General features: G+C 65.1%; 24 protein-coding genes. 2 read left to right on the top strand and 22 right to left on the bottom strand.

Translation table 11 applies throughout. The features are described from left to right. Nucleotides 1-70 precede the first annotated feature (70 nt). The 10 genes from hfq to ndk form a co-directional block, all read right to left on the bottom strand. Nucleotides 71-307 carry an RNA chaperone Hfq gene (gene hfq, locus V6V88_RS08840; protein WP_006218585.1) on the bottom strand — a complete coding sequence of 79 codons (237 nt, stop codon included), beginning with the start codon at nt 305-307 and terminating at the stop codon, nt 71-73. Nucleotides 308-464: 157 nt separating this feature from the next. Next, on the bottom strand, nt 465-1,538 hold the full coding sequence (gene hisC, locus V6V88_RS08835; RefSeq protein WP_062842028.1) for a histidinol-phosphate transaminase: 1,074 nt from the start codon (nt 1,536-1,538) through the stop codon (nt 465-467). A gap of 3 nt (nt 1,539-1,541) precedes the next feature. Next, the gene (der, locus tag V6V88_RS08830; RefSeq protein WP_062842029.1) at nt 1,542-2,894 is read right to left on the bottom strand and encodes a ribosome biogenesis GTPase Der; all 1,353 of its coding nucleotides are present in this window, start codon (nt 2,892-2,894) and stop codon (nt 1,542-1,544) included. A gap of 25 nt (nt 2,895-2,919) precedes the next feature. Continuing rightward, nucleotides 2,920-4,077: an outer membrane protein assembly factor BamB gene (gene bamB, locus V6V88_RS08825; protein ID WP_056315705.1), complete on the bottom strand. Its 1,158-nt coding sequence runs from the start codon at nt 4,075-4,077 to the stop codon at nt 2,920-2,922. A gap of 5 nt (nt 4,078-4,082) precedes the next feature. After that, complete coding sequence (locus V6V88_RS08820; RefSeq protein ID WP_056315703.1) at nt 4,083-4,721, bottom strand: tetratricopeptide repeat protein; 639 nt, start codon at nt 4,719-4,721, stop codon at nt 4,083-4,085. Between the two features lie 3 nt (nt 4,722-4,724). After that, nucleotides 4,725-6,011: a histidine--tRNA ligase gene (gene hisS / locus V6V88_RS08815; RefSeq protein WP_338619558.1), complete on the bottom strand. Its 1,287-nt coding sequence runs from the start codon at nt 6,009-6,011 to the stop codon at nt 4,725-4,727. A gap of 54 nt (nt 6,012-6,065) precedes the next feature. Then, nucleotides 6,066-7,352: a flavodoxin-dependent (E)-4-hydroxy-3-methylbut-2-enyl-diphosphate synthase gene (gene ispG / locus V6V88_RS08810; RefSeq protein WP_062842031.1), complete on the bottom strand. Its 1,287-nt coding sequence runs from the start codon at nt 7,350-7,352 to the stop codon at nt 6,066-6,068. A gap of 14 nt (nt 7,353-7,366) precedes the next feature. Further along, the gene (locus tag V6V88_RS08805) at nt 7,367-7,861 is read right to left on the bottom strand and encodes a helix-turn-helix domain-containing protein (protein ID WP_056315695.1); all 495 of its coding nucleotides are present in this window, start codon (nt 7,859-7,861) and stop codon (nt 7,367-7,369) included. Further along, nucleotides 7,858-9,012 carry a 23S rRNA (adenine(2503)-C(2))-methyltransferase RlmN gene (gene rlmN / locus V6V88_RS08800; protein ID WP_056315692.1) on the bottom strand — a complete coding sequence of 385 codons (1,155 nt, stop codon included), beginning with the start codon at nt 9,010-9,012 and terminating at the stop codon, nt 7,858-7,860. Before rlmN ends, V6V88_RS08805 begins: the two co-directional genes overlap by 4 nt. Nucleotides 9,013-9,055: 43 nt before the next feature. Then, on the bottom strand, nt 9,056-9,481 hold the full coding sequence (gene ndk / locus V6V88_RS08795; RefSeq protein WP_056315689.1) for a nucleoside-diphosphate kinase: 426 nt from the start codon (nt 9,479-9,481) through the stop codon (nt 9,056-9,058). A gap of 421 nt (nt 9,482-9,902) precedes the next feature. On the opposite strand from ndk, the gene V6V88_RS08790 reads away from it, so the two are divergent. Continuing rightward, complete coding sequence (locus tag V6V88_RS08790; protein ID WP_056315688.1) at nt 9,903-12,797, top strand: valine--tRNA ligase; 2,895 nt, start codon at nt 9,903-9,905, stop codon at nt 12,795-12,797. Between the two features lie 64 nt (nt 12,798-12,861). Here the strand turns inward: V6V88_RS08790 and V6V88_RS08785 are convergent, their stop codons facing one another. The 8 genes from V6V88_RS08785 to rpsP form a co-directional block, all read right to left on the bottom strand. Then, the gene (locus V6V88_RS08785) at nt 12,862-14,151 is read right to left on the bottom strand and encodes an FAD-binding oxidoreductase (RefSeq protein WP_280002055.1); all 1,290 of its coding nucleotides are present in this window, start codon (nt 14,149-14,151) and stop codon (nt 12,862-12,864) included. Between the two features lie 9 nt (nt 14,152-14,160). After that, nucleotides 14,161-14,892 (bottom strand): amino acid ABC transporter ATP-binding protein, encoded by a 732-nt coding sequence (locus V6V88_RS08780; protein ID WP_056315684.1) that lies wholly within the window; start codon nt 14,890-14,892, stop codon nt 14,161-14,163. After that, nucleotides 14,889-15,542 carry an amino acid ABC transporter permease gene (locus V6V88_RS08775; RefSeq protein WP_062842033.1) on the bottom strand — a complete coding sequence of 218 codons (654 nt, stop codon included), beginning with the start codon at nt 15,540-15,542 and terminating at the stop codon, nt 14,889-14,891. The genes V6V88_RS08780 and V6V88_RS08775 overlap by 4 nt, the downstream gene beginning before the upstream one ends. Nucleotides 15,543-15,662: 120 nt before the next feature. Beyond that, nucleotides 15,663-16,418 carry an ABC transporter substrate-binding protein gene (locus tag V6V88_RS08770; protein WP_056315679.1) on the bottom strand — a complete coding sequence of 252 codons (756 nt, stop codon included), beginning with the start codon at nt 16,416-16,418 and terminating at the stop codon, nt 15,663-15,665. A 96-nt stretch (nt 16,419-16,514) separates the two neighbouring features. Next, a complete protein-coding gene (locus V6V88_RS08765) occupies nt 16,515-17,186 on the bottom strand; it encodes a helix-turn-helix domain-containing protein (protein WP_338618871.1) in 672 nt (223 codons plus the stop codon). A gap of 109 nt (nt 17,187-17,295) precedes the next feature. Next, complete coding sequence (gene trmD / locus V6V88_RS08760; protein ID WP_062842035.1) at nt 17,296-18,132, bottom strand: tRNA (guanosine(37)-N1)-methyltransferase TrmD; 837 nt, start codon at nt 18,130-18,132, stop codon at nt 17,296-17,298. Beyond that, nucleotides 18,132-18,749 (bottom strand): ribosome maturation factor RimM, encoded by a 618-nt coding sequence (rimM, locus tag V6V88_RS08755; protein WP_062842036.1) that lies wholly within the window; start codon nt 18,747-18,749, stop codon nt 18,132-18,134. The genes trmD and rimM overlap by 1 nt, the downstream gene beginning before the upstream one ends. Before the next feature lie 141 nt (nt 18,750-18,890). After that, the gene (gene rpsP / locus V6V88_RS08750) at nt 18,891-19,151 is read right to left on the bottom strand and encodes a 30S ribosomal protein S16 (protein WP_008165084.1); all 261 of its coding nucleotides are present in this window, start codon (nt 19,149-19,151) and stop codon (nt 18,891-18,893) included. Nucleotides 19,152-19,642: 491 nt separating this feature from the next. Here rpsP and V6V88_RS08745 point away from each other — a divergent pair, with 491 nt between their 5' ends. Continuing rightward, complete coding sequence (locus V6V88_RS08745) at nt 19,643-20,224, top strand: hypothetical protein (protein WP_062842037.1); 582 nt, start codon at nt 19,643-19,645, stop codon at nt 20,222-20,224. Nucleotides 20,225-20,294: 70 nt separating this feature from the next. Here the strand turns inward: V6V88_RS08745 and V6V88_RS08740 are convergent, their stop codons facing one another. The 4 genes from V6V88_RS08740 to V6V88_RS08725 all read right to left on the bottom strand — a co-directional run bounded on the left by V6V88_RS08740 (nt 20,295) and on the right by V6V88_RS08725 (nt 24,962). Continuing rightward, a complete protein-coding gene (locus tag V6V88_RS08740) occupies nt 20,295-20,564 on the bottom strand; it encodes a sulfurtransferase TusA family protein (protein ID WP_223574923.1) in 270 nt (89 codons plus the stop codon). Further along, nucleotides 20,564-23,188 (bottom strand): alanine--tRNA ligase, encoded by a 2,625-nt coding sequence (alaS, locus tag V6V88_RS08735; protein ID WP_056315663.1) that lies wholly within the window; start codon nt 23,186-23,188, stop codon nt 20,564-20,566. Before alaS ends, V6V88_RS08740 begins: the two co-directional genes overlap by 1 nt. 80 nt (nt 23,189-23,268) lie before the next feature. Then, complete coding sequence (locus V6V88_RS08730) at nt 23,269-24,321, bottom strand: prepilin (protein WP_223574921.1); 1,053 nt, start codon at nt 24,319-24,321, stop codon at nt 23,269-23,271. 23 nt (nt 24,322-24,344) lie between these two features. After that, the gene (locus tag V6V88_RS08725) at nt 24,345-24,962 is read right to left on the bottom strand and encodes a type 4 pilus major pilin (protein ID WP_062842040.1); all 618 of its coding nucleotides are present in this window, start codon (nt 24,960-24,962) and stop codon (nt 24,345-24,347) included. Nucleotides 24,963-24,983: the final 21 nt, after the last annotated feature.

Raw genomic sequence — 24,983 nt, 5'->3', positions numbered from 1 at the left:
CGAGCCAAAGCGAAAATGCCCGCCGACGAGAACCGTCTGGCGGGCAATAAAAGGTAAAGCTGGAGCGAGATTACTCAGCAGGGACTTCCACTTGAAAGTTGACGGCGCGCGCGGGAACGACGGTGGAAATGGCGTGCTTGTAAACCATTTGGGTGACCGTATTGCGCAGCAGCACCACGTATTGGTCGAAGGATTCGATTTGCCCTTGAAGCTTGATGCCGTTCACGAGGTAGATCGACACGGGCACATGATCCTTGCGCAGCGTGTTGAGGAACGGATCTTGCAGAGTTTGCCCTTTATTGCTCATTGGCCAGGCTCCATTTGTTTGTTATTGAGTAATGACGCGCTTTTTGTACTGGTGGTGCACGCCGAAACACGTACTCTACAGGGTTTTCCCGGCCCGTGCTACTTGGCCGGGAAGCAAAAATGAGACCAGAGTTTTCCAGCTGAAATGCCTCTGAAATTCACGCCTTCAGGATGCTCTGGAGCGCTTGCAGAAGCAGGTCGCACTGGGCTTCGGTACCCACCGTGATGCGCAGGAATTGATCGATCCGTGGATGACGGAAATGACGCACGATGATGCTGCGCTCGCGCAGGGCGGCGGCAAGCGTCGCGGCGTCCTGTGACTGATGGCGCGCGAACACGAAGTTCGCCGCTGAAGGAAGCACCTCGAAGCCCAGCGCCTGCAACCCTGCGGTCATGCGGGACCGCGTATCGACCACGCCTTTGCGGGTCTGCTCAAAGTACTCCGTATCTTCCAGCGCCGCTACTGCGCCGGCGGATGCCAAACGATCGATGGGGTAGGAGTTGAAACTGTTCTTTACCCGCTCAAGCCCGTCGATCAGCGCGGCGCTGCCCACGGCAAAACCAACCCGCAGGCCCGCAAGCGAACGCGACTTCGAAAGGGTCTGCACCACCAGCAGGTTGTCGTAGCGCGAGACCAGCGGGATCACCGATTCGGCGCCGAAATCCACATACGCCTCGTCCACGACAACGACGGTGTCCGGATTGCCGGCCACGATGCGCTCGACCTCGGCGGCGCTGAGCGCCCGGCCGGTGGGCGCGTTGGGATTCGGGAAGATGATGGCGCCCGCCTGACCGTGGCGCGCGGGCAGGTAGTCTTCGACGTCGATGCAAAAGTCCGCGGTGAGCGGCATCGTTTCGAATTCGATGCCGTACAGGCCGCAGTACACGGGATAGAAGCTGTACGTGATGTCCGGAAAGCGCAGCGGACGGTCATGCTTGAGCAGGGCCAGAAACGCATGCGCCAGGACCTCGTCCGACCCGTTGCCCACGAACACCTGCTGCGGCTGCGCGCCGACCGCGGCGGCGATGGCCTCGCGCAGGCGGTCCGAGGACGGGTCCGGATAGAGCTTGAGCGTATCGTCGCAAGCGGCGCGGATCGCATCGAGCACCTTGGGCGACGGCCCGTAAGGGTGCTCGTTGGTGTTCAGCTTGACCAGATTCTGAAGCTTGGGCTGCTCGCCCGGCACATAGGGACTGAGCGTCCCGACAACGGGACTCCAGAAGCGGCTCATGGATCAGCTTTCCTGCGCGTAAGGGTTGTGCGAGGACTTGAATTCGATACGCAGCGGCGTGCCGGCCAAGTCGAACGCATTGCGGAAACGCGTTTCGAGGTAACGGCGGTACGAATCGGGAATGGCGTCCAGGGCGTTGCCGTGAATGACGACCAGCGGCGGGTTCTGTCCGCCTTGGTGCGCGTAGCGCATCTTGGGACGGAAGATGCCCTTGCGCGGAGGCGGCTGCTGTTCGACAGCGGCCTGCAGCTCGCGCGTGAGCTTGGGCGTGGACAGTTTGGCAAAGGCCGCGGCATGGGCGGCATTGATGGACTTGAGCAGGGGCTTGATGCCCTGCCCGCGCAGCGCCGAGATCGTGTGCACGCGCGCGAACGACAGGAAGCGCAGCTTGCGGTTGAACTCGCGCTCGATGCGTTCCTTTTCTTCGCCGTCCAGGCCGTCCCACTTGTTGACGGCCACGACCACGGCTCGGCCGGTTTCCAGCACGAATCCGGCGATGTGCGCGTCCTGCTCGGAGATTTCGGTTTGCGCGTCGAGCATGAGCAGCACGACGTTGCTGGCCTCGATGGCCTGCAAGGTCTTGATGACGGAGAACTTTTCGACCGCCTCGAACACCTTGCCGCGCTTGCGCAGCCCGGCCGTGTCGATCAGCGTGTAACGGCGCCCATCGCGCTCGAAATCGATTTCGATGGCGTCGCGCGTCGTGCCCGGCATGTCGAACGCAATCACGCGCTCTTCGCCCATGAGCGTATTGATGAGCGTGGACTTGCCTACGTTGGGACGGCCCACGATCGCCAGCTTGATGCGGTGATCGTGCTCGCCTTCTTCGACCGGTTCTTCTTCGACGGGCGGCTCGGCCAGATCCTTGAGCGCCAGCTCGATGAGATCCACGATGCCGTCGCCGTGCGCCGCCGAAATGGGATACGGCTGGCCCAGGCCAAGTTCATGGAACTCGGCGATGGCGGGGCCAAGGCCCATGCCTTCGGCCTTGTTCACCGCGAGCAGCACGCGCTGCTGGCCGGACTTGCGCAGCAGTTGCGCGATCTCGTGATCGTGCGCATTGATGCCAGAGCGCGCATCCACCAGGAACACGACGACGTCCGCCTCGGCGATGGCCTGGCGGGTCTGCCGGGCCATTTCCAGCAGGATGCCGTCCTTGGCCACGGGCTCGAAGCCGCCGGTATCGATGGCGATGAACGGAATATCGCCCACCCTGCCCTCGCCGTAATGGCGATCGCGGGTCAGGCCGGAATAATCGGCCACCAGCGCGGCGCGCGATCGCGTCAGGCGGTTGAAAAGGGTCGATTTCCCCACATTGGGGCGGCCGACCAGGGCAACGACAGGCTTGAAAGACACGGTAAAAGGCTTTGTTTTATAAGTTTCAGTTGGCGCCGATCATGACGAGATTGCCATTGCCCGTCTGGACCAGCACACCTTGGGGCGTCGTCTGCGGCGGCGACACGACTGCACCGCCGCCCACCGACAGGCGCGCCATCAGGCTGCCATCGCTGCGCGACAGGAAGTGCACGTAACCATCCAGATCGCCGACAGCCAGCGCTCCCCCAAGCATAGCCGGAGCCGTGAGCTGGCGGTTCTTCAGAGCGCTCTGTTTCCAGACATTGCCGCCGTTATCGAGCGCAAACGCGTTGACCACGCTGTTCTGGTCGGCGGCATAAGCGAAGCGGTCATCGAGCGTGAGGCCACTGACGCTGGAGAAATCCTTGGTCCAGAGCGGGCGGCCACCAGCGGTGACGTCAAAGCAGACGATGCGTCCCTGATAAGCAACCGCGCACAGCAGGTTGCCCGCGATCCGGGGCGCGCCCACCACGTCGGTCAGACGCTCCAGGTCGCTGGCGCCGCGCGGCGTGGCCACGGTGCCTTCCCATTGCACGTTGCCGCTATTGGAGGCGATGGCCATGATCTTGCCGCCGGGCAGGCCCGTGATGACGAGGCCTTCGGCCAGGACCATCTGCGAGACGCTGCGCAAGGCGAGCGACGGGCCGGGACGCTGCACGCTCCAGACGCGCTCGCCGCTGTTCGCGTCGAAAGCCTGGATGCGGTAGTCGCCGCTGCGCACGACGACGATGCCGTAGCCGACGACCGGCGGAATCGTGACGTCGCTGGTGGCGCGGACCTTCCACTTCACCTTGCCGGTGTCGTCAAAGGCGATGACGTCGCCGTTGGGCGAAGCGACCGCAGTGGTGGTGCCGTCGCTGCCGGCGCCCGCCGACAGCTTGCCCTCGGCCTTGGCCTTCCAGATGACGCGGCCGCTTTGCAGGTCGAACTTGCCGACCGAGCCGTCGGGCGTGGCGGCATAGATGGCATCGCCCAGCACGGTGGGCGCGAAGCCCAGGCCGGAGCCGCTGCCGATGGACGTGGACCAGACCTGGCGCACGGACATGCCGGCCTTGTATTCGGTCAGGGGCGCCGGATCGTAACGGCCGTCGTCATGGGAGAACAGGCCGCATCCGCCCAGGGCAAGCAGGCTTGCCAAGAGGACGGCGCCGCGCCACGTACGGCCAGGTGCAAATTTACGCATTACAGTCACGCTCCGCTCAAGGCATCCAGTTTCAGTTGCACAACCTGGGTCAAGGGATTGGCCGCACCCAGGCCATCGATGGCGCTCTGCCAGGCCGCGCGCGCTTCCTCGCGCTTGCCTTGCGCAGCCAGCACGTCGCCGCGGCGGTCAGCGAACAAGGCGGCGAAGGCGGCCGGCGGATTGTTCAGCTGCGCCAGCGCGGCGTCGTATTGCTTCTGGTCCAGCATCATGCCGGCCAGGCGCAGGCGCGCCACGGCTTGCATGGAGGGGTTCTTGTTCTGACCGGCCAGCCATTCGAGCTGTTCGCGAGCGCCGGCGTCATCCTTCTGCGCCTGCAGGGCCTGCGCGGCCACCAGGGCGCCACGCGCGGCGTAGCCGGTGTTGGGATACTTTTCGCGCAGCGTCGAGGCTGCGGTCTTGATGCGCACCGAGGAATCGGCGCCACCCAGGCGCGCGGCGTCTTCCAGCGCTTCGAAGTAGCCCATTGCCTGGTTGGCCTGGTGCGATTCGTACGCCTTCCAGCCCCACCAACCGCCCCAGGCCAGGAGCACCGCCGTCGCCAGCGTCAGCAGAAGCGTGCCATAGCGGGCCCACCACGCCTTGATCGCGTCGAGTTTTTCCTGTTCTTCAAGATCGTATGCCATGCGTTAACCCTTGTTGTTCAATGCGTCGGCCAGCTTCGCCAGCGGAACCTGTTGCTGCGCCGAGTCGCCCTGCCCTTCTGCGCGCAGGAACTTGACGCTGGCGGTCTGCGACGCCACTTCGTCGGCGCCAAGGATAACCGCAACGCGGGCGCCGCTGGCGTCCGCGCGCTTGAATTGGGACTTGAAGCCTGCCGATCCGGCATGCACGATGACCGACAGTCCCGCGTCACGCAGGTCTTCGCCGACCCGCGCGGCCAGGCGCTGCGCGTCCTCGCCCTGGTGCACGACGTACACGTCGCACTCGGCCGGCGCGGCGACTTCGACGCTTTGTTCCCACAGGTCGAGCAGGCGCTCCATGCCAATGGCAAAGCCCACGGCAGGCGCCGGCTTGCCGCCCAGCAGTTCGACCAGGCCGTCGTAGCGGCCGCCGCCGCAGACCGTGCCCTGGGAACCCAGGCGGTCCGTGACCCATTCGAAGACGGTCAGGTTGTAGTAGTCCAGGCCGCGGACCAGACGGGGATTCAAGCGGTATTCGATGCCGGCGTCGGTCAGGCGCTGGCACACGCCGTCAAAGTGCGCGCGCGATTCTTCGCCCAGGAAGTCGAACAGGCGCGGCGCGCTGTCGGCCATTTCCTGCATGGCGGGGTTCTTCGTGTCCAGCACGCGCAGCGGATTGCTGTACATGCGGCGCTGGCCGTCTTCGTCGAGGATGTCGCGGTGCTTTTCAAGATGCTGGATCAGGGCGGCGCGGTGCGCGGCGCGCTCGGCCGGCTGGCCCAGCGAATTCAGTTCAAGGCGCACGTCCTTCAGGCCCAGCAGCTTCCAGAGGCGGCCCAGCATGACGATGAGTTCCGCGTCCACGTCGGGACCGGCAAAGCCCAGCGCTTCGACGTCGATCTGGTGGAACTGGCGATAGCGCCCGCGCTGCGGGCGCTCGTGACGGAAGACGGGACCGATGGAGTAGACGCGTTGCGGGCGATCGTAGAGCAGGTTGTGTTCGATCGAGGCGCGCACGATCCCGGCGGTCATTTCGGGGCGCATCGTGAGCGATTCGCCGTTGAGCGCGTCGGTGAACGTGTACATCTCTTTTTCGACGATGTCGGTGACTTCGCCGATGCCGCGTGCAAACAGGCGCGTATGCTCAAGCACGGGCGTACGCACATTGCGGTAGCCATAGCCGCGCAGCCAGCCGCGCACGATTTCCTCGAATTGCTCCCAGCGGGCGCTTGCCCCCGGCAACAGGTCATTCATGCCGCGGATGGCGGCGACTTTCTGGAAAGCTTGAGTCATCTTGATCATGCCGTCGGCGCGCCCGAGAAGCGCGCCCATGGCTACACCCTTACTTTAGTGAGAGGCGAGCGCGCCATACCGGCGCGCAACGTATTCTTCAACGATGGCCTGGAACTCTTCGGCGATATGGTCGCCCTTGAGCGTCACCGTGCGCTCGCCGTCGACGAACACCGGCGCAGCCGGCACTTCGCCGGTACCCGGCAGGCTGATGCCGATGTCGGCATGACGGCTTTCGCCCGGCCCATTGACCACACAGCCCATCACCGCGACGTTCATCGATTCGACGCCGGGATACTGCGTACGCCACACCGGCATCTGCCGGCGCAGGAACGACTGGATGCTGTCGGCAAGTTCCTGGAAGAACGTGCTGCTGGTCCGGCCGCAACCGGGGCAGGCGACGACCATGGGCGTGAATGCGCGCAGGCCCATGGTCTGCAGGATTTCCTGCGCGACGATGGCCTCGCGGCTGCGCTCTCCGCCCGGTTCGGGGGTGAGCGAAATGCGGATGGTGTCGCCGATGCCCTGCTGCAGGAGCACGGCAAGTGCGGCGGTCGAGGCCACGATGCCTTTGCTGCCCATGCCGGCTTCGGTCAGGCCCAGATGCAGCGGATAGTCGCAGCGGGCGGACAAATCGCGGTAGACGGCGATGAGATCCTGCACGTGGCTGACCTTGCACGACAGGATGATGGCGTCGCGCCGCAGGCCGAGTTCCTCGGCGCGCTGGGCATTGCTGATGGCCGAGACGACCAGCGCGTCGCGCATGACGGCCTGCGCTTCCCAGGGCTGGGCGCGGCGGCTGTTTTCGTCCATCTTGCGCGCCATGAGCTCGTGGTCGAGGCTGCCCCAGTTGACGCCGATGCGCACGGGCTTGTCATAGCGGCAGGCGACTTCGATCATTTGCGCGAAGTTGTCGTCGCGGCGCTTGCCGCCCCCCATGTTGCCGGGGTTGATGCGGTACTTGGACAGCGCCTGGGCGCATTCCGGGAACTGCGTCAGCAGCTTGTGGCCGTTGTAGTGGAAGTCTCCCACCAGCGGCACGTTCACGCCCATGCGGTCGAGCTGCTCGCGGATGGCGACGACCTCGCGGGCGGCCTCGGGCGTGTTCACGGTAATGCGCACGAGCTCGGAGCCGGCCTGAGCCAGCTCCTTGACCTGGATCGCGGTGGCGATGGCGTCCGCGGTGTCGGTGTTGGTCATGGACTGAACCACGACCGGGGCGTCTCCGCCCACCGTCACGACACGATCGCCCCACTTCACCGCGACGGAACGCGTGGCGCGGCGCGCTGCGGCCCCCACCGAGGGAGGCGGCGCGTCCTGGCAAGGCAGAGAAGAATCTTGCATCGGTTGGAACCGGGTTACTTGGTCGGCTTCGGCAGCCAGTCGGCGGGCAGCCACTGCTGCGGCAGCCAACCTTGCCAGAAGGCATACGCCACGCCGGCGGCAAGCACCAGCACGATGGCGATCAGCCAGCCCCACGACGACGTGGACGAGCGGTCGTCGTCGGCGCTGGATTGCGGAATGGAATGCGCGGAATGCAGCGAGCTGGGGCTGAGCTTGGCCGGGCCGGTGGCGCGGGCCTTGGGATCGAGCGAGTCGACGATGGCCTGGGCGTCGGCGCCGAGCAGCCGCGCATAGTTGCGCACGAGGCCGCGCAAGGAAACGCCGGTGGGCAGGTTGTCCCACTGCTCGTTTTCAAGGGCTTCGATCTGCTTGGTGGAAAACTTGATGCGGCTGGAGACTTCGTCGAGCGACCAGCCCTTGGCCAGGCGCAAACCGCGCAAGGCTGCGCCCACGCTGCCCACCGCGCCGGCGGACGAGTCGGAAACTGCAGAAGCGAAATCCTGCGTCATGCGTGCACCTGTTTAATTGGTATGGTCTGGCGCTGGGCGGCATTGCGCTCGGTGATCCGAGTGCGATCCCGCACCTCTCCGGCCAGTTGGCCGCAAGCCGCATCGATGTCGTCGCCCCGGGTCTTGCGGACCGTGGTGATGATGCCGGCGTCCATCAGACGCTGGGCAAACACCTTCACCCGCGCCGAGGCCGATCGCTTCAGGCCGGAGGCGGGGAACGGGTTGAACGGGATGAGGTTCAGCTTGCAGCGCACCTGGCGTGCAATGTGGATCAATTCCTTGGCGTGCTGGTCGGTGTCGTTGATGCCGTCCAGCATGCAGTATTCGAACGTGATGAAGTCGCGGGGCGCAAACGCCAGGTAGCGTTCGCAGGCGGCCAGCAGCTCCTTCAGCGGGTACTTCTTGTTCAGCGGCACGAGCTCGTCGCGCAGCGCGTCGTTGGGCGCATGCAGCGACACGGCCAGCGCCACAGGACAGTCTTGCGACAGGCGGTCCATCATGGGCACGACACCAGACGTGGACACCGTGACGCGGCGGCGCGACAGGCCGTACGCGTTGTCGTCCAGCATCAGGCGCAGCGCGGGCAGGACCTGGTCGTAATTGAGCAGGGGTTCGCCCATGCCCATCATGACGACGTTGCTGATGACGCGGGTGTCTTCGGTGGCGCGGGCGCTTTCAAGGCGGGCCGTGCCGATGTCGGCCTCTAGCACGCGCTTGGCCCACCACAGCTGGCCGATGATTTCGCTGGTCTTCAGGTTGCGGTTGAAGCCCTGGTGCCCTGTCGAGCAGAAACGGCAGTTCACCACGCAGCCAGCCTGGCTGGAGATGCACAGCGTGCCACGGTCGTCTTCGGGGATGAAGACGGTTTCGATGGCATTGCCCTGCCCCACATCGAACAGCCACTTGCGGGTGCCGTCGGTCGAGCGTTGCTCGATGTTGACGGGCAATGCCTCGATGCGGCAATGCGTGGCAAGCTGGCTGCGGAAATCGCGGGCCAGGTCGGTCATGGCGTCAAACGAATCGGCGCCGCGCTGGTGCATCCAGCGCTGCAGCTGGCGGGCGCGAAACGGCTTGCCGCCCCACTGCCCGACCAGTTCGGACAGGGCGGAGCCGTCCAGCCCCAGCAGATTGATTCGTTCGACGGATTCCATAACCAGGTAAAACTAAAGCGCTTTCAACAACTTAAGCCAAAAATTAACGGCTGTGGATGTTGATTTCGGGGAAGAAGAAAGCCACTTCGACAGCGGCCGTTTCCGGCGCGTCGGAGCCGTGGACGGCGTTGGCGTCGATGCTGTCGGCGAAGTCGGCGCGGATGGTGCCGGCTTCAGCCTTCTTGGGGTCCGTGGCGCCCATCAGGTCGCGGTTCTTCTGGATGGCGTCTTCGCCTTCCAGGACTTGCACGAACACGGGGCCCGAGACCATGAAGTCGACCAGGTCCTTGAAGAAGGGGCGGGCGGCGTGCACAGCGTAGAAACGCTCGGCGTCGGCGCGCGACAGTTGGGTCAGGCGGGCGGCGATGACCTTCAGGCCGGCTTGCTCGAAACGGGCGACGATCTGGCCGATCACGTTCTTGGCGACGGCGTCGGGCTTGATAATCGAGAGGGTGCGTTGAATGGACATAAAGGACTCCGAAAACTGATTTCTGACGGGTTTCTAGTTAATTGCCTGGTGGGGCTCTGTGCTTGCCGATGCCGCGCTGGGGTGCCACCCTTGGGTGCCACATCAAGCGCCATCGCGCCGTTGGCACGCAGGAGATCCGAAACGAATGGGTGTCTCGGGCCGCCCTGAACCACCGACCAAGACAGGATTCGACACTGCCGACCTGTCGGACGCATCCTGGAATGCCAGCGGGATTCCGGCTGCGCGCCAATCCAATGATTCAACGCGCATTTCCGAAGGAATCCTCAATGAATTCAGGGACTTCTAAAAGGTTTACAGTAACCCGGTATTCTAACACGCTGAGAAGACCGCATTACATCTTAAAATGAGCGGTTTGCTGCCCGCTTCCTACCCGGGCGCCCCTGTCTGCCGGAACTTAGTAATGACTCAAGCTGCTCCCCCGAACGCCGCGCCCATCGCCGGCGAAACCCCGGAACTCTCCAAGAGCTTCGAACCCTCCGAACTGGAATCCCGCTGGTACGCCGAGTGGGACAAGCGCGGCTACTTCGCCGCGGGCCAGCACGTGAAAACGGGGACGGAAAGCCAGCCCTACGTCATCCAGTTCCCGCCGCCCAACGTGACCGGCACCCTGCACATGGGCCACGCGTTCAACCAGACCATCATGGACGGCCTGGTGCGCTACCACCGCATGTCGGGCGACGACACCGTGTTCATTCCCGGCACCGACCACGCCGGCATCGCCACGCAGATCGTCGTTGAAAGACAGCTCGACGCGCAAAAGGTTTCGCGCCACGACCTGGGCCGCGAGAAGTTCGTCGAGAAGGTGTGGGAATGGAAGGAGAAGTCCGGCAGCGCCATCACCGGACAGGTGCGCCGCCTGGGCGCCTCGGCCGACTGGCCTCGCGAATACTTCACCATGGACGACCGCATGTCGCGCGGCGTGGTGGAAACGTTTGTCCGGCTGCATAAACAGGGACTGATCTACCGCGGCAAGCGCCTGGTCAATTGGGATCCCAAGCTGCTCACGGCCGTGTCCGACCTGGAAGTGCAGTCCGAAGAGACCGATGGCCACATGTGGCACATCCTCTACCCGTTCGTCGACGGTCCGCAGACCATCGTCGACAAGGACGGCCAGACCGTCACCCTGCGCGGCATGACCATCGCCACGACGCGCCCGGAAACCATGCTGGCCGACGGCGCGCTGTGCGTGCATCCCGACGATCCCCGCTACAAGCATCTGGTCGGCAAGCAAGTCGAGCTGCCGCTTTGCGACCGCAACATTCCCATCATTGCCGACGATTTCGTCGACCCTGAATTCGGCACGGGCTGCGTGAAGATCACGGGCGCCCATGACTTCAACGACTACGCCTGCGCGATGCGCCACGATCTGCCGCTGATCGTGATCTTCACGCTGGACGCGCACATCAACGAAAACGGTCCCAAGCAATTCCAGGGCATGGAACGCTACGAGGCCCGCAAGGCGGTCGTTGCGCAACTGGAAGCCGAGGGCTATCTGGTCAAGGTCGAGCCGCACAAGATGATGCAGCCCAAGGGCGACCGCACCGGCGTCGTGCTTGAGCCGATGCTGACCGACCAGTGGTTCGTCGCCATGAGCAAGCCCGCGCCGGAAGGCACACTGAACCCGGGCAAGAGCATCACCGAAGTCGCGCTGGAAGTCGTGGCCGACGGCCGCATCCAGTTCTATCCGGACAACTGGACCACCATCTACAACCAGTGGCTCAACAACATCCAGGATTGGTGCATTTCGCGCCAGCTGTGGTGGGGTCACCAGATTCCGGCCTGGTACTCGGAAGACGGCCAGGTGTTCGTGGCGCACGACGAAGCGGGCGCAATCGAGCAGGCGCGCGCCGCCGGCGTCACGGGCCCGCTCACGCGCGATCCCGACGTCCTGGACACGTGGTTCTCGTCGGGCCTCGTGCCCTTCACGACGCTGGGCTGGCCGGAAAACACGCCGGACCTGCAGCGCTATCTGCCTTCCAGCGTCCTGGTCACGGGCTTTGACATCATCTTCTTCTGGGTGGCGCGCATGGTCATGCTGACCACGCACCTGACTGGCCAGATTCCGTTCAAGCACGTTTACGTGCACGGCCTCATCCGCGACGCCGACGGCCAGAAGATGAGCAAGTCCAAGGGCAACACGCTGGACCCGGTGGACCTGATCGACGGCATCGACCTGGACGGCCTGGTGGCCAAGCGCACCTACGGCCTGATGAATCCGAAACAGGCCGGCGCCATCGAAAAGGCCACGCGCCGCCAGTACCCCGACGGCATCCCCGCTTATGGCACCGATGCGCTGCGCTTCACGATGGCGGCCTACGCCACCCTGGGCCGCAACATCAACTTCGACCTGAAGCGTTGCGAGGGTTACCGCAATTTCTGCAACAAGCTCTGGAACGCCACACGTTTCGTGCTGATGAACACCGAAGGCCATGACCTGTCGGTGCCGGACGAAGGCGAACTGTCCTTTGTCGACCGCTGGATCGTCAGCCAGATGCAGACGCTGGAAGCCGACGTCGCGCGCGGCTTTGCCGACTACCGTTTCGACAACATCGCCAATGCAATCTACCGCTACGTCTGGGACGAATACTGCGACTGGTATCTGGAACTGGCCAAGGTGCAGATCCAGACCGGCACGCCGGCCCAGCAGCTTGGCACCCGCCGCACGCTGATCCGCGTTCTGGAATGCGTGTTGCGCCTGGCGCATCCGATCATTCCGTTCATCACGGAAGAGCTGTGGCAGAAGGTGTCGGTCGTGGCCGGCAAGCGCAAGGAAGGCGTGGCCGACAGCGTCAGCGTGCAGCCCTACCCCAAGGCCAATCCGGCCGCGGTGGATGCAGCCGCCGAAGCCGATGTGGCCGAACTGAAGGCGCAAGTCGAGGCCGTGCGCGCCCTGCGCGGCGAGATGAGCCTGTCGCCCGCCCAGAAGGTGCCGCTGTGCGCGCAGGGCGATGCGCCCATGCTGACCCGCAACGCGCCCTACCTGGCCGCGCTGGCCAAGTTGAGCCAGGTTGACGTGCTGGACGTGCTGCCCGACGCGGGCGCGCCGGTGCAGGTCGTCGGCGCCAGCCGCCTGATGCTGCACGTCGAGATCGACGTCGCCGCCGAGCGCGTGCGTCTGGACAAGGAGATCGCCCGCCTCTCCGGCGAGATCGCCAAGGCCCAGGGCAAACTGTCCAACGCCAGCTTCGTCGAGCGCGCGCCCGCCGCCGTCGTGGAACAGGAAAAGGCCCGCATGGCGCAGTTCGGCGAAACCCTGCAGAAGGTGCAGGAGCAGCGCGCAAAGCTCGGCAACTGATCCTCGCGCCGCCCCAGAAACCCCGGACATTGTTCCGGGGTTTTTGTTTGGGGACAGCCGGGAGTCAGACCCCGCCGTCCGTCATCCGATACCAGCTGACCACCGCATTGACGTACAGGCGGCGCAGCGGATAAAGCGGAAATGGCTTGATGGCCGACAGCGGCACGGGCAGCGCATTGGCATCGTCCGTGACCACGTACTGCGCCATTGCGGCCCCCATGCAGGTCTGCAGGCCGACGCCGCGGCCCTGGCAGCCGATGTCCACCAGCAGCCCGGGCTGCGGTTCATGCAGATGCGGAAGATAGTCGCGCGTGACGGCCACCCTGCCGCACCAGCGGAACTCGAACGGCGTGCCGGCCACCTGCGGGAACATCTTGACCATCACGCGCTCCAGATGCGCCCAATCCGCCTCGCCCTTGGGTTCGCGAAACGGCCCCCGGCCGCCCATCAAGAGGCGGCCCTGGTGATCCAGACGAAAGTACAGCAGCAGGTTGCGCGTGTCGGACGTGACGTGTCCCTCGGGAAAGATGCCCGCGCGGATTCGGTCGGGCAGTGGGACGGTGGCCACCTGAAAGGTGTTGGCATCGATGATGGACGGCTTGAGGCCGGGCCACAGCTCGCCGCCGTAGGCATTGGTGCACATCACCACGCGATCGGCGCTGATCGACGGCCCGCGCGCCGTGGACACTTTCCACTTGCCGCCGTCGCGCGCCAGGCCCGTGACGGGCGTGTCGGTGTGCAGGATCGCGCCCGCATTCAGCGCGGCGCGCGCCAGGCCGCGCGCATAGCTCAGCGGCTGCACCGCGCCCGCCCGCCGGTCCACCCATCCGCCCAGATATTTATCCGTGCCGATAAGACGGGCGACCTGCGCCCGATCCAGCGGTTGCGCGTCCACGCCCAGCCGCGCCCATTGCGCCGCGCGGCCTTGCGCGACACGCAGCGCCTCGGGCGTGTGCGCGCCCTGGATCCACCCCTTGCGCACGCGCGGCACGTCCATTGCGTGGCGCTCGATCAGGTCGAAGACCGCGTCCGCCGTCCCGCCGGCGAACCGTGTCAACCGCTCGCCACGCTCGGGGCCAAACATAGCAACCAGATCGTCAGGGTCGTATTTCAAGCCCGGAATGACCTGCCCGCCATTGCGGCCCGAGCCGCCAAAGCCGATCTCGCGCGCCTCCAAAAGCACGACCTTGACGCCACGCTCGGCCAGGTGCAACGCAGTGGACAGGCCGGCGTAGCCGCCGCCGATCACGGCGACGTCGGCCCGCGTGGACGCGTCAAGCGGCCCGGTGGGCGGCGGCGGCGCTGCGGTGGCCGCCCATAGTGACGGGGAAAGCGGAAACGGCGCTGGCTGCATGGGGCGTCCTTACATGGGGTGCAACACACGCCGCAGGAAGTCCTGCGTGCGCGGATGCTGCGGATGATTCAGCACTTCGCGGGCGGCGCCCTGTTCCACCATGACGCCGCCGTCAAAGAACATGACGCGGTCGGCGACCTCGCGCGCAAAGCTCATTTCGTGCGTTACGACGACCATCGTCATGCCGGCCTCGGCCAGCTTGCGCATGACGCCCAGCACGTCGCCGACCAATTCGGGATCGAGCGCCGAGGTGGGCTCGTCGAACAGGATCGCCTTCGGTCGCATGGCCAGCGCGCGTGCAATCGCCACGCGCTGCTGCTGGCCGCCCGACAGCTGGTTCGGATGCGCGTTTTCCTTGTCCGCCAGGCCGACGCTGGCCAGCAGCTCGCGGCCGCGTTCCACCGCCTGAGCGCGCGGCTCTTTCTTGACGAAGATCGGGCCCTCGATGACGTTTTCCAGCGCCGTGCGATGCGGAAACAGGTTGAAGCGCTGGAACACCATCGCCACCTGCGTGCGGATCGACACGATGGAAGGCGAATCGCAATCGACCAGCTCGCCGTCGACCGTGATGCGGCCGGCGTTGTAGCGTTCCAGTCCGTTGATGCACCGCAGGATGGTCGACTTGCCCGAGCCGGATGGCCCCACGACACACACGACCTCGCCCTGCTCGACTTCGGCGTCGATGCCCTTGAGGACTTCGAGCGGCCCAAAGCTTTTCCTAACGCCTTGCAGGCTGATCATTTGGTTGCGCTCCGTTTTTCCAGATGCCGCACCAGCAGGATTAGCGGCACGCACATCACCAGATACATCAGCGCCACCAGCGTGAACACCGTGGCGTTCTTGAACGTCGACACGGCGATGAGTTTTCCTTGCAGCGCCAGTTCGGCAACGGTGATGGTGGATGCCTGCGACGAGTCCTTGAGCATCATGATCATGATGTTGCCGTATGGCGGCAGGACGATCTTCACGGCCTGCGGCAGCACGACGCGGCGCATCGTCAGCCCCCAGCCCATGCCCATGGCCATGGCCGCCTCGATCTGGCCGCGATCGATTGCCTGGATGCCGGCACGGAAGTTCTCGGCCTGGTAGGCCGAATACGCGACGCCCAGGCCGATGATCGCTGCCTGCACCGCGCTCAGCGACACGCCCATGTCCGGCATCACGAAGTAGATGTAGAAGAGCAGCACGATGATGGGAATGCCGCGCAGCAGATTGACCAGGCCGGCGCTAAAGCCCGACAGGTATTTGTTGCCCGATACCCGCATCAACGCCCAGACCAGTCCCAGCACCGTCGACAGCGCCAGCGAGCCCAGCGTGACCAGGATCGTGAGCTTGGCGCCCTCCAGCAGTATCGGCATGAACTCTGCCGCGTCCTTCATGAATTGCATCATGCGTCCACCACCCCCAGAAGACTGCCCGCGTCGCGCTCCGGATGCGCGGCGTCCGCCGGCGGGTTTGATCGCGCCGGCGGGATTTTTACGAATGTTTGCGCTACGAAAGCCCGGCCGGCCTCAAGCGCCGCCCAGGCCCCACTTCTTCAGGATGGCGTCGATAGCGCCGTCGGCCTTCAGCTTGGCCAACGCCTTGTTGATGCGATCAAGCAGCTCGGTGTCTTCCTTGCGCGTGGCCAGCCCCAGGCTGCCCATGATCGTGGGCTGGTAGGACTGCGCCATCTTCAGATTGGGGTAGTTGCCTTGCGACAGCACATACGCGGCAATGGGATAGTCCATGAACCCGCCCTGGATCCGGCCGGCGTTTGCGTCGCGCATCATGTCGGGCGGATTGTCGTAGAGCTTCACCTCCTTGAAGACGCCGCTCTTCTGAATGGGCTCGACGAAGGCCGTGCCCACCTGCACGCCGACCGTCATGCCCTTCATGTCGGCGAACGACTTGTACTCCTTGTTGTCGCTCTTGAGCACCATCAGGCCTTCGCCATAGCGATAGACGGGCTCCGAAAAGCTCACCACCTGCTGGCGCTGAGGCGTGATGAACATCGCCGCCGACACGATATCGATGCGCTTGGAAGTCAGCGAGCCGATCAGCGCTGAAAACGCCATCGGCTCGATCTGCACCGAGAATCCGGCCTCCTTGCCGACCGCTTTCACAATGTCGACCATCACGCCCTCGATGCTGTTCGTCTTGGTATCGAGAAACGTGAACGGGCTGCCGGTGGGCGTGGATCCCACCTTCAATACCGTCTGGGCTTGGGCGCCCGCCGCCATGGACAATGCTGCGAATACAGAGACAACCAGGGTCTTGAATTTCATGACATATCCTCATCGTGGCAAAGAAGGCCGGGCCGCGCCTGGCGCGCCCGGTGGCGGCCCGCTCCCCTCGCGTGCCGCCGCATGGGTGCTGCGCGCTCAGGGCGCTTGTGACGTGTCGCCCTCCGCGGCTTGAGTGATGTTGGAGATGGCCCAGATGACCTCGGTCGTCTCGGACCCCGGATTGCACCAGCGGCGCGGCGTGCTGCTGGCATAGCAGAAGCTGTCGCCCTCCTGCAGGCGGATGACGCGGTCGCCGACCCACAACTCCAGCACGCCCTTGAGCACCACGCCGATCTGCTCGCCCTGCCCGGTCACGAAGAGCTCGCTGCCGGTGGAGCCACCGGGCGCGATCGAGGCGCGGCACAGGTCCATGCTGCGGCAGGCGGCGGGCGTGTACATCTCTTTGCAGATGCCCTTTTCCTTGAGGTCGATGTAGCGATGCGTGCCCGCGCGGGCCACGCGCCCATCTTCCTCGCCGCCCGTGTGCTCGGCGTTGCGCAGCAGGGCATTGACCGACACGCGAAACTCGCGCGCCAGGAGATGAAGGACTTTGACGGAGGCCGAGCTCAGCCCTCTTTCGATCTGGCTCAGAAGGCCCAGCGACATGCCGCAAGCCTGGGCGACGTCAGCGAGCGACCGTCCCTGCTGTTTGCGCAGCTGACGCAGTTGCTGGCCCAGCCATAGATCGACGGCCGACTCCGGCCTGTCCGCCCGGGCGGGTGACGACGGTGCTGCACTGGCACGACGAACGGCGGCTGAGCGGCTCATATGAAAATTTCATGTGCATGTAATTTTCAATACTAAGGAGCAGCGAAAACGCCCACAATCTAGGACCTTCCCTAGCGTTGTGGGCGTTGCGGATGGGCCGCGATGACCGTCAGGCGGCGCCAGAGGGATCGGACGGCTTGCGCGGCCGGCGACGCCGGGATGATCCCGGCTCGGCGGGTAGCGGCGTCCCGGCCAACTCGGCCAGATATCGCTCGTCAAGCTTGCTGAGCCAGCCTTTCTCGCGCGCGGTCGCGATGAGTTCAGGCCGGCGCGCCGCGGTCAATGCCAATGAACGCTCGCGCCGCCAGCGCGCGATATTGGCGTGATGACCGCTCAACAGGGCCGCCGGCACCGCTTCGCCTTCGTACACTTCGGGACGCGTGTAATGCGGGCTGTCCAACAGGCCGGACAAGGTGTCATTGAAGGAGTCCTGCAGCGCGGAATCCCCATCGTTGAGCACGCCGGGCAAAAGGCGCACCGCGGCATCGATCACGGCAAGCGCCGCGATCTCACCGCCGGACAAGACGAAGTCGCCAAGCGAAATCTCTTGCGTGACGCAGCGATCGATGAAGCGCTGGTCCACGCCTTCGTAGCGTCCGCAAATGAGAATGAGGCCATCGCTGGCGGCCAGTGCCTCGGCGCCAGCCTGGTCATAGCGCCGGCCCACCGGAGCCAGCAACGCCACCGGGGCGGGACCAAGCCCCTGTCCGGCGCGCGCCTGCTGGGCGGCGTTGACGGCGGCTTCCAGAGGCCCCGCCATCATGACCATGCCGGGACCGCCGCCGTAGGGGCGGTCGTCGACGGTGCGATGGACGTCATGCGTGAAATCGCGCGGATTCCAGGCATGCAGCTGCCACCGGCCCTGGGCATGGGCCCGGCCGGTGACCCCGAGGTCGCGCACCACCCCGAACATTTCGGGAAATAGCGTAACGACGTCGATACGCATCAAAAATCCGCGGGCCAGTCGCTGTCGATGCGGCGCGCGGCCAGATCGACGGCATGGATGTGCGCGCGTACGAACGGAACAAGCATTTCGGCGGGCCGGCCCTTGGCGTCCAGGACGGGTTCGGGATTCTCGCCCTCGCCCTTCTGCAGCAGGACCTTCAACACGGCATGAGCACCGTTGTCGAGGACCTCGCTTACCACGCCGATTCGCGTGGGTTCGCCGCTGGCGCTGGAGTACAGCGCGCAACCAATGAGATCGACCCAGTAGTATTCGTCTTCCTCGGGCGCGGGGAACGAACCGCGCGGCGCTTGCACGGAATGTCCGCGCAGCGCTTCGGCCTGATCGCGATCCGTGATGCCCTGCAGTTGCGCCACGACGGTGGCTCCCTGCGATCGGGCTTGCAAGATCTTGAATGCGACAGGCGCAGACGCGACAGCGCCCCGCGCCAATTCAGGCACAGGGCGAGTCAACCACCATTGAGACGCTGAGAGCAGCACTTCGGCGTTGGCCGAATGCGGCTGCACTTTAACCCAGCCTTTCACACCGTAGGCTGCAGTGATGCGGCCCAGCTCGACCAAATCCGTAGGCGCCGCGTTGGAGGTTGCGGCATCAGGCATTTATCGTGCTCTTTATCGGCTTGGATAGCGATGAAGCAGCTAGGAATGTCAGCTTGCAAGCGCGAGGGCTTTCAGCGTGGAAAAACTAGCCGCTCAGAATTCAGCTAAAGAATTTCAGCTAAGGATGTGCGACGCGGGCAATTAGGCCGCGGCGGAAACCTTGGCCGAGTATTCCTTGACCAGACGCTCGACGGCGGGCGACAGTTGCGCGCCGGTGCCGGTCCAGTACTGCACGCGATCCAGCGCAATGCGCAGGTTTTCCGTGCCTTCGCTAGCCACGGGGTTGTAAAAACCCACGCGTTCGATAAAGCGGCCGTCGCGACGGTTACGCGAATCGGTGGCCACCAGGTTGTAGAACGGACGCTTCTTGGACCCACCGCGGGCCAGGCGAATCACCACCATAGGTAATCCCTTGAATTAGTTGTGAAAAACGGGAAATTCTAGCACTGAAAGGAGCCTGCTGGCAAATGCGAGTGCCGGAATCTGTGATGTGGCGCGATTTGTATCCTAAAACACCACATCCGGGTATTCTACAAGCACGAGCCCAGCCCTGCTGCGGCTCTATCTGCAGGTATCCGCGCCGTGGTGGCGTCCGGCGTTGCGCCGTAGGGCTGTGTCCGCCCGGTCATGCCGCCCCCGGCCCATGCCTGCAGCCTGTCTCGTTGTCATGCGTTTGAGCAGTTGGTGCGTCTGAAGAGCAATCTGATTGGAGAGATCGGATTCATGTCGACCCGCGCAAAACTCTACGCCCTGCCCTTGCCGGCCTCCCCGCAACGACAGCCTTCCCCTGCCTTCCTGCCCCCTCAGGGCCCGGCCTCCCCGATCGGAGCGGCTGCGGCTGCGCCTGGCTGCGCTTTCCCCCACTGACGTCCTTGAACTGGAGTGTGCACATCATGAAGAACCAAAAATCCGTCTTCGCCCCCGTCGCGCGCCTGGCTGTCGCTGGATTGCTGGCGGGATCCCTTGCGCTGCCAACGGGCGCGTCCGCACGGGTGATGGGTGCGGCGCTGACGACGGCATCGGGCCAGGTGACCGCCGTGGACCAGGCAAGCCGGACCCTCACCTTGCGCGGCGCCGATGGCAACACCGTCGAGATCGTTGCCGGACCGGATATCCGCAATTTCAAGCAGATCAAACCGGGCGACACCCTGACGCTGGACTACTACGAGTCGATCGCGGTGGATGTGCGCCCGGCGGGCTCCGGCGCGCCCGAAGTCGTGACCGAGACCGCGGCGGCTCGTACCGCCAAGGGCGCGATGCCAGGCGGCGCCATCGGCCGTCAGACCACGATCACGGCCGAGATCTGGCACATCAATCGAAGCGCGAATCTGGTCATCCTGAAAGGTCCTCAGGGCGGCCGCCGCACCATCCAGGTCAGGGACCCGGCGCTGCGCGAGAAACTCCAGCAACTGAAGGAAGGTGACCTGGTGGACTTCACGATCACCCAGGCGGTCGCAGCGGCCATCCACCGCTAGCCGACGCCGCCAGGATGAACAAGGCCCGCTGCGGGAGCGGGCCTTTGTTGATAGCGCGATTCGGTGCGGGTCAGCGCCGGCGCAGGAAATGCACGCACCGCCCGTCGGCTTCCTGCTGCGCGACCAGCGCATTGCCCGTTTGACGAGAAAATGCCTGGAAATCGCGGATGGCGTTGCGGTCGGTGGTGATCACGCGCACCACCTGCCCGCTTTCCATCTGCGCAAGCGCCTTCTTGGCGCGCAGGATGGGCAACGGACAGGTCAGGCCGCTTGCATCGACCTCTTGGGCGAACACCGGCGCCTCGGCGCCGGCATCGAGACGGGAATCGACGTCGCTCATCAGAGGCGCTCGTCCACCCACTTCTGCACACCGGCGATCGCCGCGGGCAGCGCGGCGATATCCGTGCCGCCGCCCATGGCCATATCGGGACGGCCACCACCCTTGCCGCCCACCTGGCCGGCCACGAAGCCCACCAGATCGCCCGCCTTGATGCGGTCGGTCAGGTCGGCCGTGACACCGCCCACCACGCTGATCTTGCCGTCGGCCGAGCCAGTGGCCAGCAGCACGACGGCCGGCTTCAGACGATCCTTCAGGTTGTCGACCATGCCGCGCAGCGCCTTGGGATCGACGTCGCCAATGCTGGCCGCCAACACCTTGATGCCCTTGACGTCGACGGCGGCGCTGGAAGCCAGGTCGTTGCCGGCGCTGGCCGCAAGCTTGTTGCGCGACTGCTCAAGTTCCTTTTCGAGCGCCTTGACCTGGTCCTGCACCTGCGCAATGCGCGCCGGCAGGTCGGCGGGCGTGCTGCGCAGCATGCCGGCGACCTGGGTCAGCAAGGCGTTCTGGTTCTGCACCCAGGCGAGCGCGTTGTCGCCGGTGATGGCTTCAATGCGGCGCACGCCGGCGGCCACGCCGCCTTCGGAAACGATCTTGAACAGACCGATGTCGCCGGTGCGGCTGACGTGCGTGCCGCCGCAGAGTTCACGCGAGAAGCCGATGTCGAGCACGCGCACGGTATCGCCGTATTTTTCGCCGAACAGCGCCATGGCGCCGCCCTTGACGGCATCGTCATAGCCCATGACCTGCGCGACCGTGGGCTGGTTGGCCAGGACTTCGGCATTGACGATGGCTTCGACGCGGGCAATCTGCTCGGCCGTCAGCGGCGCATCCTGCGCGAAGTCGAAACGGGTCTTGTCAGGATCCACCAGCGAGCCGCGCTGCTGCACGTGCGCGCCCAGCACCTGGCGCAAGGCCTTGTGCATGAGGTGGGTGGCCGAGTGGTTACGCACCGTGCGGGCGCGGCGGATGGCATCCACGCGAGCCAGCAGCGTGTCGCCGACGGCCAGCGAGCCGGATTCCAGCGTGCCGTGATGGCCGAACACACCGGACTGGATCTTGAGGGTGTCGGCGACGGCAAAGCGCACGCCGTCGGCTTCCAGGAGGCCGGTGTCGCCCACCTGGCCGCCCGACTCCGCATAGAACGGGGTGGCGTCCAGCACGACGACGGCGCTCTGGCCTGCCTTTACTTCCTGGACTTGGGTGCCATCCACGTACAAGGCCGTGACCTTGACGTTGTCCAGTTCAAGCTTTTCGTAGCCTTCGAAACGCGTTTCGGCGCCTTCGTAGCTGAGGCCTTCGGCCATCTTGAACTTGCCGGCGGCACGGGCCTGGTCGCGCTGACGCTCCATGGCGACCTCGAAGCCGGCCATGTCGACTTCGACTTCACGTTCGCGGCAGATGTCGGCCGTGAGGTCGACGGGGAAGCCATAGGTGTCGTACAGCGTGAACAGCGTGGTGCCGTCCAGCACGCCGCCCTTGGGCACATTCGCCAGGGCGGTGTCGAGGATGCGCATGCCGTGTTCGAGGGTTTCGCCGAAGCGCTCTTCTTCCTGCTTGAGGACCTGGGCCACGCGCTCGGCCGCGGCTGCCAGTTCCGGATAGGCCTCGCCCATTTCGGCAACGAGATCCGGCACCAGGCGATGGAAGAACGGCTTGGTCTGGCCCAGCTTGTAGCCGTGACGCAGCGCGCGGCGCACGATGCGGCGCAGCACGTAGCCGCGGCCTTCGTTGCTGGGAATCACGCCGTCGACGATGAGGAACGAGCAGGCGCGGATGTGGTCGGCGATGACCTTGAGTGAGTTGTCTTCCAGGTCCTTGATGCCGGTTTCGCGCGCGGCGGCGGCGATCAGATGCTGGAAGAGATCGATTTCGTAGTTGGAATGCACGCCCTGCAGCACGGCGGCGATGCGTTCCAGGCCCATGCCGGTGTCGACACAGGGACGCGGCAGGCGCGGCATGTTGCCGGCGGCGTCGCGTTCGAACTGCATGAACACCAGGTTCCAGATTTCGATGTAGCGATCGCCGTCTTCTTCGGGGGATCCCGGAGGGCCGCCCCAGATCTCGGGACCGTGGTCAAAGAAGATTTCGGAGCAAGGACCGCAGGGGCCGGTGTCCGCCATCTGCCAGAAGTTGTCGGACGCATAGCGCGCGCCCTTGTTGTCGCCGATGCGGATGATGCGCTCGGTCGGCACACCCACTTCCTTGGCCCAGATGTCGTAGGCCTCGTCGTCTTCCTGGTAGACGGTGACCCAGAGCTTTTCCGCCGGCAGCTTGTAGACCTGCGTCAAGAGCTCCCAGGCGTACTGGATGGCGTCGCGCTTGAAGTAGTCGCCAAAGCTGAAATTGCCCAGCATTTCGAAGAACGTATGGTGGCGGGCGGTGTAGCCCACGTTCTCCAGGTCGTTGTGCTTGCCCCCGGCGCGCACGCTGCGCTGCGACGAGGTGGCTCGCGTGTACGACCGCGATTCCTTGCCCGTGAAGACGTCCTTGAACTGGACCATGCCCGAATTGGTGAAGAGCAGGGTCGGATCGTTGCCCGGGACGAGCGACGACGAGGGAACAATGGTGTGTCCCTTGGACTTGAAGAATTGCAGGAACTGCTGGCGAATCTCGGAGGATTTCATCGTGGATGAAGCAGAATTTAGGGCGAATCGCCAATTATAGAGGGTTGGCGGGAATACGCGGGGAATCGGCTGGACGGCGGTTACCGGACACAGACGTAACCGATGGTCCAGCCTTCGGTTCCCTTCCAGACGCCGCCCGAGGACACGACGACGCTCTCATAGCCCGTCGGGCATGCGCATTGGCCCGTGCGGGGGTTGGCCGTGGAGATGCCCGTGTAATGGAAGCAGCCTAGCGGGTAATTCACGCTGAAGGCGCCCCCAAACCCGCCGCTGGCCTGCATCCAGACCCCCGATTCGCAGGAAAGCAGCTGCCCGGCGGCGGATTTAGCTAAAGCGCCGGGCTGCGCCCCGCAGGCGTGGCCCGGGACTTCCCGGGCGCCCACGTTGACGTATCCGCCCGTCTCCACGCTGCCAGCCACTGTCAGCCCGCCCTGCAGGTCCGGATCGCGCGTGTCGCGCATTTTCACGTAGCCGCTCAGGTCGGGCAGCCCGGCGCCAGCGCCCGCCCACAGGGCAAGCGTGCCCGGCGCATGCGTGGGCGCGCCGGCGGCCAGGGGATTGGGAAACCCATACGCGGCGCCGCGCAGTTGGGCTGGCGCCTGTGGCCACACCGCCCCGCCGTATCCGTCCGTGGATGCAACGACGGATGCCATGGCGACTTCGTCCGGCACTTGCGACCCTTTTTTCAGCAGGGGCTTGTCGGCGTAGACGATGCCGTCCAACCGGCAGGGATCGCCCGGGCAGGTCTGGCTGCGAGCGATGTGGATGTCCGCCCCGAAGCCCAGCGCCGACCGATTGGGAAAGTCGGCGGGCAACAGCCCCTGGGCGCGCAATTCCGCCAGGCTGGGTCGCAGGGCCTGCGCGAACAGCGGCTGGCCTTCGCCATCCAGAGGCGGCTTGCCTTCGGACAGGGCCTCGGCATGCCGCGACAGCATCTGCGTCACTGCCAGGCGGATTTGCGTCATCCAGACGCCCGTGGACCGGGCCGCGGACGCTTCGATGCGGTGAACGACTTCGTTGGAGGCCCAGATGGCGACGGCGGTGGTGATTGCCAGCGCCAGCGCCATGCCGATGAGCGAAAAGCCCTCCTGCCGCCGCCGGACGGCGGGCGGCCGCGGGCGCCATGCCGGCATGCATGGGGCGCAGCGAGGCGCGCTCATCTTGCCGTGAAAACGAAAGTGTTCACGTCGCCCTGGCTGCATTGCGCCTGCGCCTGTGCGGCGCGGTACGGCGTGGCGGGAGTGGCGATCGAGTCCTTGACGACCTTGGCGCCGCTGCTGCCGCTGATGGAAATGATTTCGGAGACCCGCTGCAGGACGGACGCCAGCGCCGGGCAGGCGGCATGGCTGACGTTGGTGAGCGTCAGCGTGAACGCGGACCCCATGCCCGCCCCGTCAACGGAGGCCGGTTCAACCTGGACCACACCGCTGCCGCTGGTGCCGCTGCCTCCCAGGCCGTGGGCCACGCTTGCCGCCGCGCCCGTTCCTTGGACCGACAGCACGGTGGAGTCGCGCAGCGCGTTGGCCAACGCACCGGTATCCAGTCCGGTGTAAGGCGTCACGCCGCCGCCCTGGGCGTTGATTTTCATGCTGGCGACGAAGCGCTGCAGTTCTTCGCCTACCTTCGGCACCTTGTTTTCTATGACGTAGCCGCCAATGGCCGGGATGCCGACGATCGCGATGAGCAGGACGATCGCCGTGACGATGGACACCTCCATCAACGAAAACCCCTGCTGCTTCCACGGGGCGCATCGAAACACTCTGACTCTTTTCATGAAGATCCTCTTTGATAAAAG

Origin of the sequence: Achromobacter sp. E1 (genome assembly GCF_037039475.1) — a bacterium.
Taxonomy (GTDB): domain Bacteria; phylum Pseudomonadota; class Gammaproteobacteria; order Burkholderiales; family Burkholderiaceae_B; genus Achromobacter; species Achromobacter mucicolens.
The sequence above is the reverse complement of the archived record's forward strand: the minus strand, read 5'-3'. Positions and strand labels throughout refer to the sequence as shown.

Coding starts and splice junctions, on each gene's coding strand:
- V6V88_RS08805 (WP_056315695.1), bottom strand. CDS start 7,861: ATGACGCAGGATTTCGCTTCTGCAGTTTCCGACTCGTCCGCCGGCGCG.
- ndk (WP_056315689.1), bottom strand. CDS start 9,481: ATGTCCATTCAACGCACCCTCTCGATTATCAAGCCCGACGCCGTCGCC.
- V6V88_RS08765 (WP_338618871.1), bottom strand. CDS start 17,186: ATGAGCCGCTCAGCCGCCGTTCGTCGTGCCAGTGCAGCACCGTCGTCA.
- V6V88_RS08730 (WP_223574921.1), bottom strand. CDS start 24,321: ATGCCGGCATGGCGCCCGCGGCCGCCCGCCGTCCGGCGGCGGCAGGAG.
- V6V88_RS08790 (WP_056315688.1), top strand. CDS start 9,903: ATGACTCAAGCTGCTCCCCCGAACGCCGCGCCCATCGCCGGCGAAACC.
- V6V88_RS08745 (WP_062842037.1), top strand. CDS start 19,643: ATGAAGAACCAAAAATCCGTCTTCGCCCCCGTCGCGCGCCTGGCTGTC.
- alaS (WP_056315663.1), bottom strand. CDS start 23,188: ATGAAATCCTCCGAGATTCGCCAGCAGTTCCTGCAATTCTTCAAGTCC.
- rimM (WP_062842036.1), bottom strand. CDS start 18,749: ATGCCTGATGCCGCAACCTCCAACGCGGCGCCTACGGATTTGGTCGAG.
- trmD (WP_062842035.1), bottom strand. CDS start 18,132: ATGCGTATCGACGTCGTTACGCTATTTCCCGAAATGTTCGGGGTGGTG.
- hisS (WP_338619558.1), bottom strand. CDS start 6,011: ATGACTCAAGCTTTCCAGAAAGTCGCCGCCATCCGCGGCATGAATGAC.
- V6V88_RS08780 (WP_056315684.1), bottom strand. CDS start 14,892: ATGATCAGCCTGCAAGGCGTTAGGAAAAGCTTTGGGCCGCTCGAAGTC.
- V6V88_RS08775 (WP_062842033.1), bottom strand. CDS start 15,542: ATGATGCAATTCATGAAGGACGCGGCAGAGTTCATGCCGATACTGCTG.
- rpsP (WP_008165084.1), bottom strand. CDS start 19,151: ATGGTGGTGATTCGCCTGGCCCGCGGTGGGTCCAAGAAGCGTCCGTTC.
- V6V88_RS08770 (WP_056315679.1), bottom strand. CDS start 16,418: ATGAAATTCAAGACCCTGGTTGTCTCTGTATTCGCAGCATTGTCCATG.
- V6V88_RS08785 (WP_280002055.1), bottom strand. CDS start 14,151: ATGCAGCCAGCGCCGTTTCCGCTTTCCCCGTCACTATGGGCGGCCACC.
- V6V88_RS08725 (WP_062842040.1), bottom strand. CDS start 24,962: ATGAAAAGAGTCAGAGTGTTTCGATGCGCCCCGTGGAAGCAGCAGGGG.
- hisC (WP_062842028.1), bottom strand. CDS start 1,538: ATGAGCCGCTTCTGGAGTCCCGTTGTCGGGACGCTCAGTCCCTATGTG.
- bamB (WP_056315705.1), bottom strand. CDS start 4,077: ATGCGTAAATTTGCACCTGGCCGTACGTGGCGCGGCGCCGTCCTCTTG.
- V6V88_RS08820 (WP_056315703.1), bottom strand. CDS start 4,721: ATGGCATACGATCTTGAAGAACAGGAAAAACTCGACGCGATCAAGGCG.
- ispG (WP_062842031.1), bottom strand. CDS start 7,352: ATGCAAGATTCTTCTCTGCCTTGCCAGGACGCGCCGCCTCCCTCGGTG.
- hfq (WP_006218585.1), bottom strand. CDS start 307: ATGAGCAATAAAGGGCAAACTCTGCAAGATCCGTTCCTCAACACGCTG.
- V6V88_RS08740 (WP_223574923.1), bottom strand. CDS start 20,564: ATGAGCGACGTCGATTCCCGTCTCGATGCCGGCGCCGAGGCGCCGGTG.
- rlmN (WP_056315692.1), bottom strand. CDS start 9,012: ATGGAATCCGTCGAACGAATCAATCTGCTGGGGCTGGACGGCTCCGCC.